The organism is Dactylosporangium thailandense (assembly GCF_059739745.1).
Window position 1 is genome coordinate 11,779,130 of record NZ_AP029195.1, and the last position, 18,901, is coordinate 11,798,030.

16 protein-coding genes and 2 pseudogenes are annotated in these 18,901 nt (G+C 72.9%); 13 read left to right on the forward strand and 5 right to left on the reverse strand.

Annotation, left to right across the window (positions count from 1 at the left end; genetic code table 11):
- Positions 1-13: 13 nt before the first annotated feature.
- Positions 14-1,534 (reverse strand): carbohydrate binding domain-containing protein, encoded by a 1,521-nt coding sequence (locus AC6JBM_RS53020; RefSeq protein WP_497981067.1) that lies wholly within the window; start codon positions 1,532-1,534, stop codon positions 14-16.
- Positions 1,535-1,646: 112 nt separating this feature from the next.
- Between AC6JBM_RS53020 and AC6JBM_RS53025 the strand changes: the two genes are divergently transcribed.
- Together AC6JBM_RS53025 and AC6JBM_RS53030 are read left to right on the forward strand one after the other, a co-directional pair.
- A complete protein-coding gene (locus AC6JBM_RS53025) occupies positions 1,647-2,456 on the forward strand; it encodes a hypothetical protein (RefSeq protein ID WP_497981068.1) in 810 nt (269 codons plus the stop codon).
- A 434-nt stretch (positions 2,457-2,890) separates the two neighbouring features.
- Positions 2,891-3,652 (forward strand): annotated as a pseudogene (locus tag AC6JBM_RS53030) (MinD/ParA family ATP-binding protein); the annotation flags it as partial.
- Here AC6JBM_RS53030 and AC6JBM_RS53035 read toward each other — a convergent pair.
- Complete coding sequence (locus AC6JBM_RS53035; protein ID WP_497981069.1) at positions 3,627-4,991, reverse strand: transaminase; 1,365 nt, start codon at positions 4,989-4,991, stop codon at positions 3,627-3,629. The pseudogene AC6JBM_RS53030 and the gene AC6JBM_RS53035 overlap by 26 nt on opposite strands.
- 49 nt (positions 4,992-5,040) lie before the next feature.
- Between AC6JBM_RS53035 and dnaE the strand changes: the two are divergent.
- Both dnaE and AC6JBM_RS53045 read left to right on the forward strand, forming a co-directional pair.
- Positions 5,041-8,349, forward strand: a pseudogene (gene dnaE / locus AC6JBM_RS53040) (DNA polymerase III subunit alpha); the annotation flags it as partial.
- Between the two features lie 476 nt (positions 8,350-8,825).
- Entirely contained in the window at positions 8,826-9,926 is a 1,101-nt protein-coding gene (locus AC6JBM_RS53045) for a hypothetical protein (protein WP_497981070.1), read from the forward strand.
- A gap of 263 nt (positions 9,927-10,189) precedes the next feature.
- On the opposite strand, the gene AC6JBM_RS53050 is transcribed toward AC6JBM_RS53045, so the two are convergent.
- On the reverse strand, positions 10,190-10,888 hold the full coding sequence (locus AC6JBM_RS53050; protein ID WP_497981071.1) for an LON peptidase substrate-binding domain-containing protein: 699 nt from the start codon (positions 10,886-10,888) through the stop codon (positions 10,190-10,192).
- 94 nt (positions 10,889-10,982) lie between these two features.
- Here AC6JBM_RS53050 and AC6JBM_RS53055 point away from each other — a divergent pair, with 94 nt between their 5' ends.
- The 9 genes from AC6JBM_RS53055 to hisF all read left to right on the forward strand — a co-directional run bounded on the left by AC6JBM_RS53055 (position 10,983) and on the right by hisF (position 17,319).
- Complete coding sequence (locus tag AC6JBM_RS53055; protein ID WP_497981072.1) at positions 10,983-11,624, forward strand: TetR/AcrR family transcriptional regulator; 642 nt, start codon at positions 10,983-10,985, stop codon at positions 11,622-11,624.
- A gap of 30 nt (positions 11,625-11,654) precedes the next feature.
- Complete coding sequence (hisD, locus tag AC6JBM_RS53060) at positions 11,655-12,956, forward strand: histidinol dehydrogenase (protein WP_497981073.1); 1,302 nt, start codon at positions 11,655-11,657, stop codon at positions 12,954-12,956.
- Positions 12,953-14,029 carry a histidinol-phosphate transaminase gene (locus AC6JBM_RS53065; protein WP_497981074.1) on the forward strand — a complete coding sequence of 359 codons (1,077 nt, stop codon included), beginning with the start codon at positions 12,953-12,955 and terminating at the stop codon, positions 14,027-14,029. Before hisD ends, AC6JBM_RS53065 begins: the two co-directional genes overlap by 4 nt.
- Positions 14,026-14,640 (forward strand): imidazoleglycerol-phosphate dehydratase HisB, encoded by a 615-nt coding sequence (hisB, locus tag AC6JBM_RS53070; protein WP_433609147.1) that lies wholly within the window; start codon positions 14,026-14,028, stop codon positions 14,638-14,640. Before AC6JBM_RS53065 ends, hisB begins: the two co-directional genes overlap by 4 nt.
- 82 nt (positions 14,641-14,722) lie before the next feature.
- On the forward strand, positions 14,723-14,869 hold the full coding sequence (locus AC6JBM_RS53075) for a CG2302 family histidine operon protein (protein WP_350617117.1): 147 nt from the start codon (positions 14,723-14,725) through the stop codon (positions 14,867-14,869).
- 13 nt (positions 14,870-14,882) lie between these two features.
- Positions 14,883-15,506: an imidazole glycerol phosphate synthase subunit HisH gene (gene hisH / locus AC6JBM_RS53080; protein WP_497981075.1), complete on the forward strand. Its 624-nt coding sequence runs from the start codon at positions 14,883-14,885 to the stop codon at positions 15,504-15,506.
- A 6-nt stretch (positions 15,507-15,512) separates the two neighbouring features.
- Positions 15,513-15,827: a hypothetical protein gene (locus tag AC6JBM_RS53085; protein WP_497981076.1), complete on the forward strand. Its 315-nt coding sequence runs from the start codon at positions 15,513-15,515 to the stop codon at positions 15,825-15,827.
- Positions 15,828-15,832: 5 nt separating this feature from the next.
- The gene (gene priA / locus AC6JBM_RS53090; protein ID WP_497981077.1) at positions 15,833-16,561 is read left to right on the forward strand and encodes a bifunctional 1-(5-phosphoribosyl)-5-((5-phosphoribosylamino)methylideneamino)imidazole-4-carboxamide isomerase/phosphoribosylanthranilate isomerase PriA; all 729 of its coding nucleotides are present in this window, start codon (positions 15,833-15,835) and stop codon (positions 16,559-16,561) included.
- A complete protein-coding gene (gene hisF, locus AC6JBM_RS53095; protein WP_497981078.1) occupies positions 16,558-17,319 on the forward strand; it encodes an imidazole glycerol phosphate synthase subunit HisF in 762 nt (253 codons plus the stop codon). The genes priA and hisF overlap by 4 nt, the downstream gene beginning before the upstream one ends.
- A gap of 1 nt (position 17,320) precedes the next feature.
- Here hisF and AC6JBM_RS53100 read toward each other — a convergent pair whose 3' ends face one another.
- Positions 17,321-17,806: a hypothetical protein gene (locus AC6JBM_RS53100; RefSeq protein ID WP_497981079.1), complete on the reverse strand. Its 486-nt coding sequence runs from the start codon at positions 17,804-17,806 to the stop codon at positions 17,321-17,323.
- Positions 17,807-17,914: 108 nt separating this feature from the next.
- Complete coding sequence (locus tag AC6JBM_RS53105; RefSeq protein WP_497981080.1) at positions 17,915-18,862, reverse strand: LysR family transcriptional regulator; 948 nt, start codon at positions 18,860-18,862, stop codon at positions 17,915-17,917.
- Positions 18,863-18,901 lie beyond the last annotated feature (39 nt).

Here is an 18,901-nt window from a genome sequence, read left to right on the forward strand (position 1 = left end):
GGGATCACCGGCCTCAGGCCAGGGTCACGTCGTCGGCGTAGATCGTGCCGGTGCCGTACCAGCCGTGCACCCACACCTTGATCGAGGTGGCGCTGCCGGTGCTGACGGAGACGGTCAGCTTCGTCCAGGCCGAGCCGGACCCGGGCGACCACGCGCTCACGTCGCCCGCCCCCGTGGTGGCGCCGAGGAACGCGTAGCTGCCCTGGACCCAGGCCGTCAGTGTGTACGTCCGGTTGGGCTGGACGGCCACCGTCTGGCTGCACTGGGCGTTGTCGGACGCGGACGCGGCGGCCTTGAGCGCCTTGCTCCCGCCGTGCACGGGCGTGCTCACGACGCTGCAGAGGCTCCCGGTCCACGGCGCGAGCGAGCCGGTCTCGAAGGTGCCGTTGGCCAGCCCGGTCCCGGTGCTCTGGCTCGGGCTCGGCGACGTGCTGCGGCTCGGGCTCGGCGATGGCGATGCGCTGCTGCGCGTCGGGCTGGGCGAGCCCGGAGTGCCGCCGCCGCTGGTGAAGGGCGCGAAGATGTGCGAGAACTGCCAGGTGCTCTGGGCGATGCCGGAACAGGTGTCCGAGGCCGCGCCGCCGGGGCAGCCGCCGTTGTCGCGCTGCAGCGCCCAGAACGACAGCTCGGCGATGCCCTGCTGGGTGGCCCAGGAGGCGACCGCGTTCGCGTCGGCGATGGTGAACGTCTCCGCCGGCCCGAAGTCGTCGACGCCGATCATCTCGGTGACGCCGATCATGGACCACAGCTGCTGGCTGGTCTTGCCGGGGTACAGCTGCTGCAGTTGTGCGTGCAGCCCGTTGGACGCCGTCTTGGTGTCGTCGGCCATCTGGTGCGGCTGGTTGTCGTAGTAGTCGAAGGTCATCTGGTTGACGATGTCGATCCGCGCGTTGTTCGCGACCGCGTTGCGCAGCACCGCGAGCCCGCTGTCGGCCAGGCCGCTCGTGGTCGTCGGCAGCGTGTAGACGAACTGGATGGTCCGCCCGTTGGCCGCGGCCCAGTCCTCGACGAGCTTGACCGCCTTGTTGCGCCGGTCGATGCCGGCCGCGTTGGTCAGCGAGTTGTCCTCGACGTCGAGGTCGATGCGGGTGACGTCGTAGGTGGTGATGACCTTCTCGAACTGCGCCGCGATCTGGTTGACGTCGGTGCAGCTGTCGGCGATCTCGGTGCCGCCGTTGTCGGCCGCGTAGCCGCCGAAGGAGGGGATCACGTCGCCGCCGCGGGCCCGGATGGCGGCGATGTCGCTGCCGAACGTCGAGTTCGCGATCGGCATGCCGGTGTCGCCGTTCCAGTACACCGTGCACGAGCCGCGGCTCGCGGTCTGGATGAAGGCCATGGTCAGGTACTTGTCGCCGGACTGCTGGGACAGCCCGTTGAGGCTGTCGCCGTTGTACGCCTCGAAGTACGGGGCGAACACGTGGGCGGGGATGGCGGTCGCGGCCTGGGCGGACGGCGTGACCGCGAGGACGACCCCGGTGGCGGCGAGCGCCACCGCGGCGGCCGCGATGCCACGGACTCTGGTCGATCTGCGCATGAGACCTCACCTCGATTGTTAGTAAACCTTCCTGATAGAAATCCTTCACTGCATCGATGTCAAGACCCCATGAGTCACCCTTAAGGCGGCACTGTGCGACCCTCGTGGGGCGATGAAGCAGCTCCAGCAACTCGACCAGCGGCTCCTGCCACCGGTCGGCAACGTCCTCGCCCGGGTGTTCCGGGGCGCCCAGCGGCTGCGCGCGTTCACGGTCGTGGTCGGGATCGTCGCGGTGACCGCGACCCTGCTCGCCGTGCACCGCGGCGAGCGGCCCCGCAGCGACCCGTCCCTCGGCGACGTTCTGCGCGTCGGGGTCGCCGAGGGCGGCTCGATCCCGGGCTACCTGCAGGCGGGCCGGGACGAGCTGGCCGCCCTGCCGGGCGACGCGCCGGTCTACGCGCTCGTGTCGTTCACCGCCTACCTGGCCCCCGAGCGGCTCACACCCGTGCTCGCGGAAGCCCCGGTGTCGAGCGTCTTCGCCCGGGTGCCGCTGCCGGGCACCCAGACCGAGCTCGTCCGCCTGGACGCGTACAAGCTGCCCGACGACGTGGTGTCGGCCATGGACGAGACCGCGCGGCGCAAGACGGAGGAGGCGCGGCACTACCGCGACCTGCTCGCCCGGCCCGACGACATCCCCGAGGAGAACCGGCAGCTGTACCTCTCCGGCGCGATCGTCGCCGACCAGGAGGCGACCGCCTATCGCGAGCACTGCTCGTGCGTGTACGCGGCCGTCGTCTACGCCCCGCCCGCCGCCCTGCGCGCCGTCGCCGCCCGGCCCGAGACCCGCGTCGTCGACCCCATCACCGAACTGCGACGGCTCGATCGCACCGTGTTCATGCCCCCGCTGCCGGAGCAGACCACGGTCGCGGAACCGGTCCGCGAGGGCGCGGGAACCGTGGTCGCGTCCCCCGGTCCGTCCTGAGGCGATATCCCTTCGGCCTGTCGTGCAGTTGATGCAGGGGATGGGCTCGCAGGAGTGGTCCGAATAGTCTTCGGTCCGTAGCCTGGGGGTCGGGTTGACACGTGCGCGTGTGAGGAGGGGCCGGGGTGGAGGACAGGTCGGCGGATCCGGCTCCCCGCTGGCGCTCGCTGCTGGACCGGGCGCTGCTGGGGCGATCGAGCCCGGGTGATCTGGATTACGACGGAAGGTTTGGGCGCCCCTCGGCCCCATATCCGGGCTCGCCCCAATACGATGACGAACCAATGCCTCCCACCAACGGCACCCGCCCGTACGATGACGCGCCGCTCCGCACCGCCGGGCCCGCGCGCCGTGAGCCCATGGTCGAATACCAGGAGCCCCGTCCGGCCGACCCCAACGAGCAGATGGTGCAGATCCTGCGCCGCGACATCCCCACCCCGAAGGTGCTGGCCTTCGCCAACCCCAAGGGCGGGGTGCACAAGACGACCGCGACGGTGCTGACCGCCGCCACGATCGGCAGCGTGCGCGGCAAGGGCGTCATCGCCTGGGACGACAACGAGCTGCGAGGCACGCTGGGCCTGCGGGCCGGCAGCGCCCGGCACGCGCGCACGATCCGGCACCTCATCGCCGACCTCGTGCGCGTCGAGCACGCGACCGGCTACGACCTGTACGACATGCTCGACGACTATCTGCGCCACGCCTCCGACGGCTCCTACGACGTGCTCGCCGGCGAGGAGAACCCGCGCTTCGCCCAGCGCCTCGACCCGCACACCGTGCGCCGGGTGCTGGAGCTGCTGCGCCGCACCCACGACGTGATCTGCGTCGACACCGGCAACAACGTGGAGAGCCCCAACTGGCAGACGGTCCTGCAGGCCGCCGACCAGCTCGTGGTCACCAGCGTGCCCCGCGAGGACGCCGCGTTCACCGCCGACTGGATGCTCGACCTGCTCGACGAGGCCGGGATGGAGGAGCTGGTCGCCAACGCGGTCACGCTGCTGTCCTGCCCGACGCCCAACCCGACCCCGCTCATCGACGACCTGGCCGGGCACTTCCGCACCCGGACCCGGGCCGTCGTGGTCGTGCCCTACGACCCGGCGCTGGAGAGCGGCTCCAACATCGAATACCCGATGCTGGCGCCGGCGACCAAGCGCGCGTGGCTGCGGGCGGCGGCGGTCATGATGGACCCGTACGCCCGGTAAGCTCCCCGACCGCGCCGCGGAAGACCCTCTGGTGCTCGGCGACCTGTTCGCCGGTGGTGGCCGGGCTCATCAGGGCCATGTTGTGGAACGGCGTGAGCAGGATGCCGCGGTTGGCCAGGTAGACGTGCAGATAGTCCTCCAGGTCCGGGTCCGCGGCCTCGTTCGACTCCGTCCCGTTCCTGGGTGCCGGGTCGGCGAAGCGGTACTCGACCCGCGCTCCGAGTCTGGTCACCGACCACGGGAGCTGGTGCTCGGCGATGGTTGCCCGGGTCTGCGCCGCGAACGCCTCCGATTTTTCTGACATTTCGGCATGCGCGGCTTCTGTCAGCACGTGTTGCAGCGTGGCCCTGGTCGCGGCGATCGACAGGGCGTTGCCGGCCAGGGTGCCGCCGACGCCGCCCATGTCGACCAGGTCGAGATCGCGCATCCGGCCGAGGCGTTCGGCGATCTCGTCCGACAGCCCGTAGGCCGCGGCCGGGATGCCGCCGCCGATCGCCTTGCCGATCGTCACCACGTCCGGCTCCAGGCCCCACAGGCCCGTCGCCCCGCCCGGGCCGGCCGAGAACGTGTGCGTCTCGTCGTTGACCAGGTAGGTGCCGTACCGCCGGGTCAGCGCGCGCACCCCGGCCAGGTAGCCCGGCTCGGGCAGGACGATGCCGATGTTGGTCAGCGCCGGCTCCATCACCACCGCGGCCACGTCACCGTGGGCCAGCTCCCGCTCCAGGGCGGTCAGGTCGTTGTACTCGGCGACGCGGCTGGTCACGGTCACGTCGACCGGGGCGCCCACGTTCCCGGCCCGGGGACGCGGCCCGTCCGGGGTGTTCACGATCAGCGACTCGTCGACCGAGCCGTGGTAGCAGTAGCTGTTGAACAGGATCTTCGGCCGGCCCGTGACCGCGCGCAGCAGCCGGATCGCCCACCGGTTCGCGTCGGTGGCGGTCAGCGCGAAGCTCCAGCGGGTGACCCCGAACCGGCGGGTCAGCTCGGCCCCGACCCACGCCGCGTCCGCCGTCGGCAGCATCGCGCACGCCCCGCCGAGGGTCTCGAAGCGCTCCCGGACCGCGGCGACCACGGGTGCGGGGGAGTGCCCGGCCATCGCGGCGGTGTCGCCGAGGCAGAAGTCGATGTACTCGTGCCCGTCGAGATCGGTGACCGTGGCGCCACGGGCCTCGGCGAGGTACAGCGGAAATCCGGCCGCGGTCTTGTTCATCCACGTCATCGGGACCCGGCCGAACAGGTTCCCGGCCCGCGCGTACTCGGCTGCCGAGCGGGGGTTGCGGTCGGCGAAGGCGGCTCGCTCGCGGCGCAGCAGCGCGCCGAGCCGGTCACGGTCGATCATGCCGAGCAGTGTCGCCGAAAATGTCGTACCCCCGCGATAGGTTCGGGCCGTGGGTTTCGTCCATCTGCACGTGCACACCGAGTATTCGATGCTCGACGGGGCCGCGCGCCTCGGGCCGCTCTTCGCCGAGGCGGCCCGGCTCGGCCAGCCCGCCCTGGCCATGACCGACCACGGCAACATGTTCGGTGCCCACGACTTCTACCACTCGGCCGCGAAGGCCGGGATCAAGCCGATCATCGGTGTCGAGGCCTACCTGACCCCCGGCACCCGCCGCGGCGACCGCACCCGCGTGCGCTGGGCCGACGGCGGCGAGAATGACGTCTCCGGCGGCGGCGCCTACACCCACCTCACGCTGCTGGCCGAGACCGCGACCGGCCTGCGCAACCTGTTCCGCCTCTCGTCGCGGGCCAGCACGGAGGGGTATTTCTACAAGCCCCGCGCCGACCGGGAGCTGCTCGCCGAATACGCCCCCGGCGTCATCGCCACCACCGGCTGCCCGTCCGGGGAGATCCAGACCTGGCTGCGCATCGGCGACTTCGAGCGGGCCTGCGCGGCCGCCGCCGAGCTGCGTGACATCTTCGGCCCCGGCAACCTCTACCTGGAGCTGATGGACCACGGCCTGGGCATCGAGCAGCGGGTCCGCGCCGACCTGCTGCGCCTCGGCCGCCGCCTCGGCCTGCCGCCGGTCGCGACCAACGACCTGCACTACACGTTCGCCGGCGACGCCGACGCCCACGAGGCGCTGCTGGCCGTGCAGTCCGCGACCACCCTCGCCGACCCGAAGCGCTTCAAGTTCGACGCCCGCGACTTCTACCTCAAGTCCGCCGCCGAGATGCGCCGCATCTGGGACGCCGAGGTCCCCGGCGCCTGCGACAACACCCTCGCCGTGGCCGAGCGCGTCGGCGACTACGCGGAGGTCTTCGCCCACCGCAGCCTGATGCCCGCCTTCCCCGTCCCGCCCGGCACCACCGAGGAGGCCCAGCTGCGGGCCGCCGTCCACCGCGGCCTGGCCCGCCGCTTCCCTGGCGGCGTCCCGCGGCCGCACAGCGAGCAGGCCGGCTACGAGCTCGGCGTGATCGCCGGGGCCGACCTCGCCGGCTACTTCCTCGTCGTCGCCGACCTCGTCGCCCACGCCCACCGGGAGGGCATCCGCGTCGGCCCGGGCCGCGGCTCCGCCGCCGGCTCGCTGGTCGCCTACGCGCTGGGCATCACCGAGCTCGACCCGCTCGCGCACGGGCTGCTCTTCGAGCGCTTCCTCAACCCCGAGCGGCCCAGCATGCCCGACATCGACATGGACTTCGACGAGCGCCGGCGCGGCGAGATGATCCGCTACGCCACCGAGCAATACGGCGAGGACCGGGTGTCGCAGATCATCACCTACGGCACCATCAAGGCCAAGGCCGCGATCAAGGACGCCGCCCGGGTGCTGGGCTTCCCGTTCTCCCTCGGCGAGCGGATCAGCAAGGCGGTGCCGCCGCCGGTGCTCGGCCGCGACATGCCCCTGCACGGCGTCTTCGACCAGGCCCACCCCCGCTACAAGGAGGGCGGCGAGCTGCGCCGGCTCTACGAGACGGAGCCGGAGGTGCGCACCGTCGTCGACACCGCCCGCGGCCTGGAGGGCCTCAAGCGGCAGTGGGGCGTGCACGCCGCCGGCGTCATCCTGTCCCGGGAGCCGCTCATCGACGTGCTGCCGATCCAGAAGCGGGAGCAGGACGGCGCGATCATCACCCAGTGGGACATGGGCGCCTGCGAGGCCATGGGCCTGCTCAAGATGGACTTCCTCGGCCTGCGCAACCTCACCATCATCGACGACGCCCTCGACGCCATCCGGCACAACCGCGGCACCGACGTGGTCATCGAGGACGCCCCGCTCGACGACGGGCCGACCTACGCGCTGCTGTCGCGCGGCGACACCCTCGGCGTGTTCCAGTTCGAGGCGACCCCGGTCCGCCAGCTGCTGCGCTCGATGGCCCCCGACGGCTTCGCCGACGTCTCCGCCGTCGGGGCGCTCTACCGGCCCGGGCCGATCGCGGCCAACGCCCACAACGAATACGCCGACCGCAAGAACGGCCGCCGCCCGGTCACGCCGATCCACCCGGAGCTCGCCGCGCCGCTCGAGGACATCCTCGGCGACACCTACGGGCTGATCGTCTACCAGGAGCAGGTGATGGCGATCGCCCAGCGGGTCGCCGGCTACACCCTCGGCGCCGCCGACCGGCTCCGCCGGGCCATGGGCAAGAAGAAGAAGGAGATCCTCGACGAGGAGTTCACGCTGTTCGCCCCGGCGATGCGCGAGCGCGGCTACTCCGAGGCCGCGATCCGCACGCTGTGGGACATCCTGGTCCCGTTCTCCGACTACGCGTTCAACAAGGCGCACAGCGTGGCCTACGGGCTCGTCGCCTACTGGACGGCCTACCTGAAGGCCAACTTCCCCGCCGAATACATGGCCGCCCTGCTGACCTCCATCGGCGGCGACAAGGACCGCTCCGCCCTCTACCTCGCCGAGTGCCGGCACATGGGCATCCGCGTCCTGCCGCCCGACGTCAACGCCTCCCAGGGCCGCTTCGCCGCCGCCGGCACCGACATCCGCTTCGGCCTCGGCGCCGTGCGCAACGTCGGCGCCGCCGCCGTCGAGTCGATCCTGCGGGCCCGCCGCGAGCGGGGCCCGTTCGAGGACTTCTACGACTTCCTGGCCAAGGTCGACCAGGTCGTGTGCAACCGCAAGACCATCGAGTCGCTCATCAAGGCCGGCGCCTTCGACTCCCTGGGCCACTCCCGCCGCGGCCTGCTCAGCGTGCACGCCGACGCCCTCGACGCCGTCTCGAGCGTCAAGCGCAACGAGGCCATGGGCCAGTTCGACCTCTTCGGCGCCCCGCTGCTGAGCGCCCCGCCCGTCCCCGCGATGGAGTGGGACAAGCCCGAGCGCCTCGCCTTCGAGCGCGAGATGCTGGGCCTCTACGTCTCCGACCACCCGCTGCGCGGCCTGGAGCACGTCCTGCGCGCCGCCGCCGACCGCCCGATCGCCGCCCTGGCCGAGGAGGGCACCGTCGCCGACGGCGCCGTGGTCCGCCTGGCCGGCATCCTGTCGGGCGTGCAGCGCCGCGTGACCCGCCAGGGCCGCCCGTGGGCCCAGGCGGTGCTGGAGGACCTGGACGGCAGCATCGAGGTCATGTTCTTCCCGGACACCTACGAGCTGGTCGACCAGTGGGTGGCCGAGGACGCGGTCGTGGCGGTCAAGGGCCGCGTGGACCGCCGGGAGGAGGCCCCACGCCTGATGGCCATGGACCTGACCCTGCCGGACCTGACCACTCCACCCCCATCGACGCCACTCCCGCCCTGGCCCACGTCGACGCCCCCCACCGCTTCGCCGTCCACTGCCTCCTCGTTCGCCCCTTCGACCCACGCCGCTTCGCGCGGCCCCTCCTCGCACGACTCCCTCCACGCCGCTTCGCGCGGCCCCTCCTCGCACGACTCCCTCCCGCAGCCCGGCAGTTCGCGGCCCCCTGTCTCGCACGACCCGTTCTCGGACGCTTCGCGCGCTCGGTCCGAGTCCACACTCGGCTCGCAGCCGGACTCGTCCCGCTCGCGGCCCCCTGTCTCCCGCGACCCCTTCTCGGAGGCCGGACGCTCGCCGGGCGACCGCCCGGACGGCGGTCTTCCGGACTCCTCACGGTCGCGGGCCGCCCATCTGCACGACCCCTTCTCGAACGCGGCGGAGCCGGGAACTTCGGGAGATTCGGCGGCATCCGGGCGGTATGCGGGGGTTTCGCCGGGTTCGAAAGGTGATGTCGACTCGCTTGCCGGGTCGAGGCGCCGGCCTGGCAGGATGGGATCGTGAGCATCGCCCCGATTTCGCCCGTCGAGCAGGCCGAGGCCGTTCGTCCGGCGCGCGTACCGATCCTTCGGGAGGTGCTCGTCGCCCTGCTCGCCGCCGTGGTGGTCGCGGGCTTGGGCGCGCCCTTCGGCCTGCTGTGGTCGAAGCTGGCGCCGCACGTGGAGCTCGTGCAGACGCAGTACGGGCCGTATCCGATCGATCCGGAGCCCGAGGGCTACTGGGCCGACGACGGCTGGTTCGTCCTCATGGCGATCGGCATGGGCATCCTGGTCGCCCTCGCGGCGTGGTTCCTGCTGCGGCGATACCGGGGCCCGATCATGCTCCTCGGCCTGGTCATCGGCTCCGCGGGCGCCTCGGTGCTCGGCGCCTGGCTGGGCAACAAGATCGGCTGGGCGCACTACATGGACCTGGCCGAGCACGCCCCGGTCGACACGCACATCTTCCGCCCGGTGAAGCTGCGCACGGGCGTCTCGTCGCTGCTGTTCGGCTTCATCCCCTGGGTCCGCGGCACCATGCTCATCCAGAGCCTGGCCGCCGCCGCGGTCTACACGGGCCTCGCCGGCTTCCACGTGTCGCCGACGCTGCGCTACGACAACATCCCGCCCGAGTACCTCTCGCCGCCGCCCCCGCCGCCCGGCGCCCCGTACCCGGCGCCCTACCCGGCCACGGGTCCGCACCCGGGCTCCCCGTCGCCCTACCCGCCGGCCCCGTACGGCCAGGCCGCTCAGTTCCCCGGCGCACCGGCACCGGCAGCGCCCGGCCCGCACCCGGCGGCGCCCGGTCCGCTCACGGCTTCGCTCGACCCGCACTCGGCTGCGCCTGGCCCGCATCCGGCGGCGCCCGGTCCGCTCGCGGCGGCGTACGACCAGGCCCCGCAGTTCCCGAGCGCCCCGGGTTCGGCTCAGGCGGGTTCGGGCGCGGCGCAATTCGGCCACGGTGCGCAGCACCCCGGTGCGCCCTCGCCATCGACGCCGGCCGAGTCCGAAACGTCCGCCGGGCCGGCGAACTGGACAGCCCCCGGCGCCCCGCCGCCTCCGGCTCCGTCGTCGGAGTCGCCGCTGTGGCCGCAGTCGCCGAACGCGGAGCCGCCGCGCTCCTGACGCCGGAACCGAGCCGGGCGGCGCGGCCGTCCAGCGTTGGCGGCGGCCCGGTTCGCCCAGAGCACCCGCCCGGTGCCGGACTTGTCGAGCGCAGCGGGGATCGGTTCGGGCTCGAGGGCGCGTGCGCCGTGGCCTCGGTGCCGTGTGGCTGCTGTCTCACGGGGGGACTCGTCCGCTGTGGTCCTGGTCGCAGGGTCGCCGAGCGCGGACGTCGACCGGTCGCCCTCGGCGCGGACAAGGTGCCGAGCGCGGCCGGGCGGGGATCAGTTCGGGCTTGAGGGGACCGCGAGGTCGCCGAGGGAGACCGGGACCGCGCGGACCTGGCCGAGCAGGGCCGTCTCGCGGCGGAGCAGGGCGCGTTCGGCCTTCAGGCGGCTCGCCGTGTCGGGCTCGGACAGCAGGGCCTGGCGATCCTCCAGCGTCAACGATGCCGTCGCCGCGACGAGGTGCGACAGGACCGTCGGGTCGTCCGGCAGCTGCTCGCCGTCCTCGTCGGCGCGGACCGCGCGCAGGTAGTCCTGGTAGGCCGCCAGCACGCCCGCGGCCAGCTCGCCCTCGCGGTCCGGCTCGCCCTTCGGCTCGGACAGCCACTCCACCTCGCCGGTCAGGTACGGCGCGTCGTTGCGCGCCAGCCCGAGCAGGCGGAACCGGCGCCGGCCCAGCGTCATGAGGTCGAAGCGGCCGTCGGGCAGCTCGGTGATCTGCCGGATCTCGGCCGCGCAGCCGATCTCGTACAGCGACAGCGACTCCCCGGCCGTGATCGACGCGTCCGCGGCCTCCGACTGGCGGCCGACCTCCCAGCCGCGCCGGATCGCGATCACGCCGAACTCGCGTGGCAGGCTCGCCGGCAGCTCGGTGAGATGCTGCACGAGCGTCCGGTACCGCGGCTCGAACACGTGCAGCGGCAGCACCAGCCCGGGAAACAGCACGGTGCCCAGCGGAAAGAGCGGCAGCAGCTCCACGTGCCGAAGCGTAGCGGAGCACCGGGGGCACCGTCGCTCAGGACGCGCGGCGGCAAATGAGACCGGAATGGTCCGTTCCGGTAAGGTTGGGCCTATGGGACGCCAGCGTGAGGCCGAGCGCAACGACGGGGTCATCCTCGCCGCCGCGCGGGACGTGTTCATCGAGGACCCCAAGGCGCCGATCGCCGCGGTGGCCGAGCGGGCCGGCGTCGGCATCAGCGCGCTCTACCGGCGGTACAACGGCAAGGAAGCGCTGCTGCGAACCCTCTGCCACGAGGGGCTCACGCGGTTCATCGCCGAGGCCGAGGCGGCCGCCGCGCTCGAGGACGGGTGGGAGGCGCTGACCGGCTTCCTCCGCGCGGTGGTCGACGCCGACGTGCACTCGCTCACCGTGCACCTCGCCGGGACGTTCACCTCGACGCCGGAGATGATCGCCGACGCGGTGCGGGCCGGCGGGCTGGTCGAGGGGCTGGTCGAGCGCGCCCACGTGAGCGGGCGGCTGCGCCCCGACGCCGGGGCGACGGACATCACGCTCGTGCTGGAGGGGTGCGCGGCGATCCGCGTGCCGGACCGGGAACGGACGGCGGAGCTTCGCCGGCGGTACCTCACCCTCATCCTGGACGGCCTGCGCGCCGGCGAGCGCGGGAACCTCCCCGGACCGGCCCCGGGGCCGGGCGAGCTCAACTGGCGCTGGGCGCAATCCCGACAGCCCGCAGGGCGGGACGGCGGCGCATAACCGCTGGCGACGCCGAATAGACTCGCAAGGGTGTTGAACCGGATCGACCTGCGCGGCTCCGCCGAGGACCCGCGCCGTCTGCTGCCCCGAGCCGCCATTGACGTATCCGTCGCCACCGAGCAGGTGCGCCCGACCGTCGAAGCGGTCCGTGAGCATGGCGCGTCGGCGATCCGCGAGGCGGCACGTCGCTTCGACGGCGTCGACGTCAAGCAGCTGCGCGTGCCGCGCGAGGAGATCGAGCGGGCCGAGGCCGAGCTCGAGCCGGACGTGCGCGCCGCGCTGCTGGAGTCGATCGCCCGGGCCCGCAAGGTGCACGAGGACCAGCGCCGCGCCGAGACCACGACCGTCCTCGCCGAGGGCGGCACCGTCACCCAGCGCTGGCTGCCGGTCGGCCGGGTCGGGCTCTACGTGCCCGGCGGCCTGGCCGTCTACCCGTCCAGCGTCGTCATGAACGTCGTGCCGGCCCAGGCCGCCGGGGTGGCCTCGATCGCCGTGACGAGCCCGCCGCAGAAGGACACCGGCCTGCCCAACGTGAACATCCTGGCGGCGTGCGCGCTGCTCGGGGTCGACGAGGTGTACGCGGTCGGCGGCGCGCAGGCGATCGCCATGCTCGGGTATGGCTTCGGCGACGAAGAGCCCGGGTGCGCCCCGGTCGACATGATCACCGGGCCGGGCAACATCTGGGTGACCGCCGCGAAGCGCATGCTGCGCGGCACCGTCGGCATCGACGCCGAGGCCGGCCCGACCGAGATCGCCATCCTCGCCGACGACACCGCCGACCCGCGCCACGTCGCCGCCGACCTGATCAGCCAGGCCGAGCACGACCCGCTCGCGGCCAGCGTGCTCGTCACCACCAGCCCCGAGCTCGCCGACGCGGTCGACGCCGAGGTCGCCCGCCAGGTGGCCGCGACCAAGCACCTCGAGCGCGTCACCGACGCGCTGCGCGGGTCGCAGTCCGCGACCGTCCTCGTCGACGACCTCGAGCAGGGACTGCGGGTCGTCGACGCGTACGGCGCCGAGCACCTCGAGATCCAGACCCGCGACGCGCGCACCGTGGCGGAGCGGGTGCGCAACGCCGGTGCGATCTTCGTCGGGGCGTGGTCGCCGGTCTCGCTCGGCGACTACTGCGCCGGCTCCAACCACGTGCTGCCGACCGGCGGCTGCGCGCGCCACCAGTCCGGGCTGTCGACGCAGACGTTCCTGCGCGGCGTGCAGCTGATCGAGTACAGCCGCGACGCCCTGCGGGAGGTCGCCGGACACGTGGTGGCCCTGTCCACCGCCGAGGACCTGCCCGCCCACGGCGCCGCCGTCACCGTCAGGTTCGACGCATGACCACGCTGGACGACCTGCCACTGCGCGACGAGCTGCGGGGGATGTCGCCGTACGGCGCGCCCCAGCTCGACGTGGCCGTGCGCCTCAACACCAACGAGAACTCCTACCCCGTGCCCGAGGCGGCCGTCGCGGAGATGGAGAAGGCGCTCTCGTCGGTGCTGCGGGACCTGAACCGGTATCCCGACCGCGACGCCGTTGCCCTGCGCACCGACCTCGCCGCGTACCTCGGCCACGGCCTGACCTGGCACAACGTCTGGGCCGCGAACGGCTCCAACGAGATCCAGCAGGAGCTGCTGCAGACCTTCGCCGGCCCCGGGCGCACCGCGCTGGGGTTCACGCCGTCGTATTCCATGCACCCCCTGCTCGCCGCGGGCACCGGCACCGCGTGGGTCGACGGCCGCCGCGCCGACGACTACACGCTCGACGCCGGGCACGTGGTGGCGAAGATCCGCGAGTGCGACCCGGACCTGGTGTTCCTCTGCTCGCCCAACAACCCGACCGGCACCGCGCTGCCCCTCGAGGTCGTCGAGGCCGCGGCCGGGGCGGCCCGCGGGATGGTCATCGTCGACGAGGCCTACGCCGAGTTCGCGCGCACCGGCACGGTCTTCGCGCTGAGCCTGATCCAGCGGTACCCGCGGCTGGTCGTCACGCGCACGATGAGCAAGGCGTTCGCGCTCGCGGGCGGGCGGGTCGGCTACCTGGCCGCCGACGCCGCCGTGGTCGACGCCGTGCAGCTCGTGCGCCTGCCGTACCACCTCAGCGCCATGACCCAGGCCGTGGCCCGGGCCGCCCTGGCGCACACCGACGCCCTGCTGTCGACCGTGGACGCGGTCAAGGAGCAGCGCGACCGCATCGTGGCCACCCTGCGCGGCTGGAACCTGCCCGTCGCCGACAGCGACGCCAACTTCGTGCTGTTCGGCGCCCCGGGCGGCGACAGCAAGGGGGTCTGGCAGGCCCTGCTCGACCGCGGCGTGCTCATCCGCGACGTCGGGCTCCCCGGCTGGCTGCGCGTCACCGCCGGCACGCCCGAGGAGACCTCCGCCTTCCTGAACGCACTTGAGGAGCTGTTGTGAGCCGTACTGCCCGGATCGAGCGGGTCACGAAGGAGACCAAGGTCCTCGTCGAGCTCGATCTCGACGGCACCGGGGTCGGCGAGATATCGACCGGCGTCGGCTTCTACGACCACATGCTCAACCAGATCGCCAAGCACGGCGGCTTCGACCTGCGGGTCAACACCGTCGGCGACCTGGAGATCGACGCCCACCACACCGTCGAGGACACCGCGCTCGCCCTCGGCGCCGCGTTCGCGGAGGCGCTCGGGGACAAGGCGGGCGTCACCCGCTACGGCCACGCCCAGGTCCCGCTCGACGAGGTGCTCGCCTCCGCCGTCGTCGACCTGTCCGGCCGCCCGTACGTGGTCCACGAGGAGCCGGCGAACATCGCCCCGCACATCGGCGGCAACTACCCGACGAGCCTCACCCGGCACATCTGGGAGTCCTTCGGGCACTCGGCCAAGGTCACGCTGCACGTGAGCATCCTGCGGGCCGGTCGCCACGGCGCCCAGCCCGACGCCCACCACATCGTCGAGGCCCAGTTCAAGGCCGTCGCCCGCGCCCTGCGCCAGGCCTGCGCGATCGACCCCCGCAACGCCGGTGTCGTGCCCAGCACCAAGGGCGCGCTGTGAGCGGTCCGGAGCGCAGCGGAGGGGCCGCTCACCAGAGGATCAGTTCGACCGCGTCGGCGCCGGAGCTTGCGGAGGCGACGACGTGAGCATTGCCCTGCTGGCACTCGCGGGCCTGCTGCTCGGCGGGGCGCTCTCGCTGCGGCAGCAGAGCAAGTCGAAGGTACCGTTCGTCATCACGCTGCTGCTGGCCGCGATCTCCGCGGCCGCCGGCGTGCTGTGGCTCAACTAAGGGGAGGCGGATCGTGGCGAAACGCGTGGTGATTCTCGACTACGGCTCCGGCAACCTGCGCTCGGCGGAGCGGGCCGTGGCCCGCGTCGGCGCCGACGTCGAGGTCACCGACGACCTCGGCCGGGCCGCCCGCGCGGACGGCCTGGTCGTGCCGGGCGTCGGCGCCTACGCGGCGTGCATGGCCGGCATCGAGACCCTCGGCGCCGGCCCGGTGATCGCCGAGCGGGTCCGCACCGGCGCGCCCGTGCTCGGCATCTGCGTCGGCATGCAGATCCTGTTCGACGCCGGCGAGGAGCACGGCGTCGTCACCAAGGGCCTCGGCCTCGCGCCCGGCACGGTGACCCGCCTGCAGGCGCCGGTCGTGCCGCACATGGGCTGGAACACGGTCACCTGGCCCGAGGGCTCGGTCCTCGGCGCCGGCGTGCCGGACGACACCCGCTTCTTCTTCGTGCACTCCTACGCCTCGACGGTCACCGACGCCCAGGCCGAGGCCGGGGTCCGCGTCGCGACCGCCGTGCACGGCGAGCCGTTCGTCGCCGCGTTCGAGACCGAAGTGCTGCGGGCCACCCAGTTCCACCCCGAGAAGTCCGGCGACGCCGGGGCGACCCTGCTCGCCAACTGGCTCGGGACGCTCTGATCCCGCTTGTCCAAGGAACGGGCGAAACGGCGCGCGCTGCTGGAGGCCGAGCGCGCCGAGCGGATGCGCCGGCACGAGCGCAAACGGGCCCGCCGGGCCGCCGTGCGCCGGCTGGTGCCCAAGGTCCGCGTCGGGCGGACCGGTAAGATCTTTGCGCGCCGCTCCTGGAAGCAGCGCATCATCATCGCCATCCTCGTGCTGGCGGTCCTGGCCCTGGTCTGGACGTCGATCGACTCCTGGCCGGCCCGGATCGGCATCAGCGCGATCCTCATCGTCGCCACCCCGGCGCTCACCGTGCTCGTTCTGGACCGAAGGATCTGACTCTCATGGCCCTGCAGCTCCTGCCCGCCGTCGACGTCGCCGACGGCCAGGCCGTCCGTCTCGTCCAGGGCGCCGCCGGCAGCGAAACCACCTACGGCGACCCGCTCGAGGCCGCCCTGGCCTGGCAGCGGCAGGGCGCGGAGTGGATTCACCTCGTCGACCTCGACGCCGCCTTCGGGCGCGGCTCCAACGCCGAACTGCTCGCCGACGTGGTCCGCCGCCTCGACGTGCAGGTGGAGCTCTCGGGCGGCATCCGCGACGAGGCCTCGCTGAAGGCGGCGCTGTCCACCGGCGCGACCCGCGTCAACCTCGGCACCGCGGCGCTGGAGAACCCCGACTGGTGCGACCACGTCTGCGCCACCTACGGCGAGCAGGTCGCGGTCGGCCTCGACGTGCGCGGGCACCAGCTCGCGGCCCGGGGCTGGACCAAGGAGGGCGGCGACCTCTTCGAGGTGCTCGACCGGCTCGAGAAGGCGGGCTGCGCGCGGTACGTGGTCACCGACGTGATGCGCGACGGCACGCTCACCGGCCCGAACCTGACCCTGCTGCTCGAGGTCACCGGCCGGACGAAGAAGCCGGTGATCGCCAGCGGCGGCGTGTCCAAGCTCGACGACCTGCGCCAGCTCGCGGCGCTCGAGCCCGCGGGCGTGGAGGGCGTGATCGTGGGCAAGGCGCTGTACGCCGGAGCCTTCACCGTCACCGAGGCCCTCGCGGCACTGCAGGAGTCGGCGTGACCGTAGCCGTGCGGGTCATTCCGTGCCTGGACGTCGACGCGGGCCGGGTCGTCAAGGGCGTCAACTTCCTCAACCTGCGGGACGCCGGTGACCCGGTCGAGCTGGGCGCCGCTTACGACGCCGCGGGCGCTGACGAGCTCGTCTTCCTCGACGTGACCGCCTCCTCGGACGGGCGCGCCACGATGCTGGACGTCGTCCGCCGTACCGCGGAAACGGTCTTCATCCCGCTGACCGTCGGCGGCGGCGTGCGCAGCGTCGGCGACGTCGACACGCTCCTGCGCGCCGGCGCGGACAAGGTCGGGGTGAACACCGCCGCGATCGCGCGCCCGGAGCTCATCGCCGAGATCGCGCAGCGCTTCGGCAACCAGGTCCTCACGCTCTCGCTCGACGTGCGGCGCGGCGAGGGCCAGCCCAGCGGCTTCGAGGTCACCACCCACGGCGGGCGCCGGGGCGCGGGCCTCGACGCCGTCGAGTGGGCGGCGCGGGTCGCCGAGCTCGGGGCGGGGGAGATCCTGCTCAACTCGATGGACGCCGACGGCACCAAGGACGGCTTCGACCTGGAGCTGATCCGGGCCGTGCGCGAGGTCGTCGACATCCCGGTGATCGCCAGCGGCGGGGCCGGAAAGGTCGCCGACTTCGCGCCGGCGGTCGAGTCGGGCGCCGACGCCGTGCTCGCGGCCAGCGTGTTCCACTTCGGCGAGCTGACGATCGGCGATGTGAAGGGTGCCCTGCGCTCGGCCGGGCACCCGATCCGGTAGGTCAGCCGGCCTTCTTGCCGGCGGCGACGGCGATGCCGACGATCCAGCCGACGAACAGGCCGTAGCCCGACGCCGCCGCGGCGGCGTTGAGCGCCCCGAGCATCGTCGGGTCGGCGATGATGAACGCGGTCGTGAACGCGGCGAGCGCGGCGCCGAAGATCAGCGCCGCCCAGCCCACCACGACCGCGCCACCGCCGCCGGCCACCGTCTTGGCGGAGATGGCGAGGACCAGCGCGACGAACAGGATCAACAGCAGTGCGCGCAGGTCGTTGGCGAGCAGCTCCCGGGCGGCGTTGCCGGAGCCGTCACGCGGGCTGATCCACCAGCGCGGCCAGGCCAGCATGCGCAGGAAGAAGCCCCAAACGGTCGAACCGTCGCTGTGCCGGTCGACCCACTCAGTGAAGATCTGGTTGCCGAAGATCAGCACCAGCAGGACCGTTGCCAGAATGCCGGCGCCGGTCGCGGTCCGGGAACGGAAGAGGGCCATACCAATGAATGTAAGGGGCGGCCCGAATCCGCGCCGAAGTGAATACGCTGAATGAACGATGGGCGCGAACCGGGCCCGGCCCAGGTTTACGACCTGGGAAAACTTGCCTCACACCACATGAATTCCGGCCCCGCCGATCACCCAATCGGGTAGATCACCCGAAGCCGGGCGCAGCGCCCAGGCCTCCTGCAGGGCCGTGACGGTCGCCCCGATCGCCGGCCGGGTCGCGGCCGCCGCCCGCCACGCGACGCTCACCCGCCGGGCCGCCTCCGGGGCCACCGGGCGCGCGACCACCCCGGGCGGCAGGGCGGTGCGGGCCAGCCGCGGGATGAACGCCACCCCGAGCCCCTCGGCGACGAACGTCAGCTGCGTCTCGAACTCGTTCACCAGGATCGCCGGGCGCAGCCCGGGCAGCATCCGCAGCAGCCACTCGTGGCAGACGGTCCCCGGCGTCGAGCCGATCCAGCGCTCCTCGCGGACCTCGTCGAGGGTGACCGGGCCGGCCCCGTCCGCCAGGGGGTGCCCGGCCGGCAGGATCAGATCCCCGACGTCCAGGCCCAGTTCGACGCTGGCGATGCCGGGCGGGTACGTCACCGGGATCTCCAGCCACTCGTCGATCAGCGCGACGTCGACGATCCCGCGCAGGATGCCGGCGAAGCTCGCCTCCCGGTCCGTCTCCAGCAGCGTCGGCTCCAGCGCCGGATGGTCCGCCGCGAGCCGGCGCAGCGCGTGGGGGAGCAGGCCCCGGCACGCCGTCGGGAACGACGAGATGCTCAGCCGCCCCGACACCGTCTCCTGGTGCGCGGCGAGCGCCGCCTCGGCCTCCTCGACCGCCTCGAGGACCCGGCCCGCGTGCTCGGCGAGGACCCGCCCGGCCTCGGTCAGCCGCAGCCGCCGGCCGTCCCTCTCCACGAGCGTGGTGTGCGTCTCCCGCTCCAGCTTCGCGATGTGCTGGGAGACCGCCGACGGGGTGATGTGCAGCGCGCCCGCCGCGGCCGTGACCGTGCCGAACGTCTGGACCGCGCGGAGCGCCTGGAGGCGCGACAGGTCAAGCATGAAGCAATGCTAAAACCTGGATGCAGTACTTTTCGATGG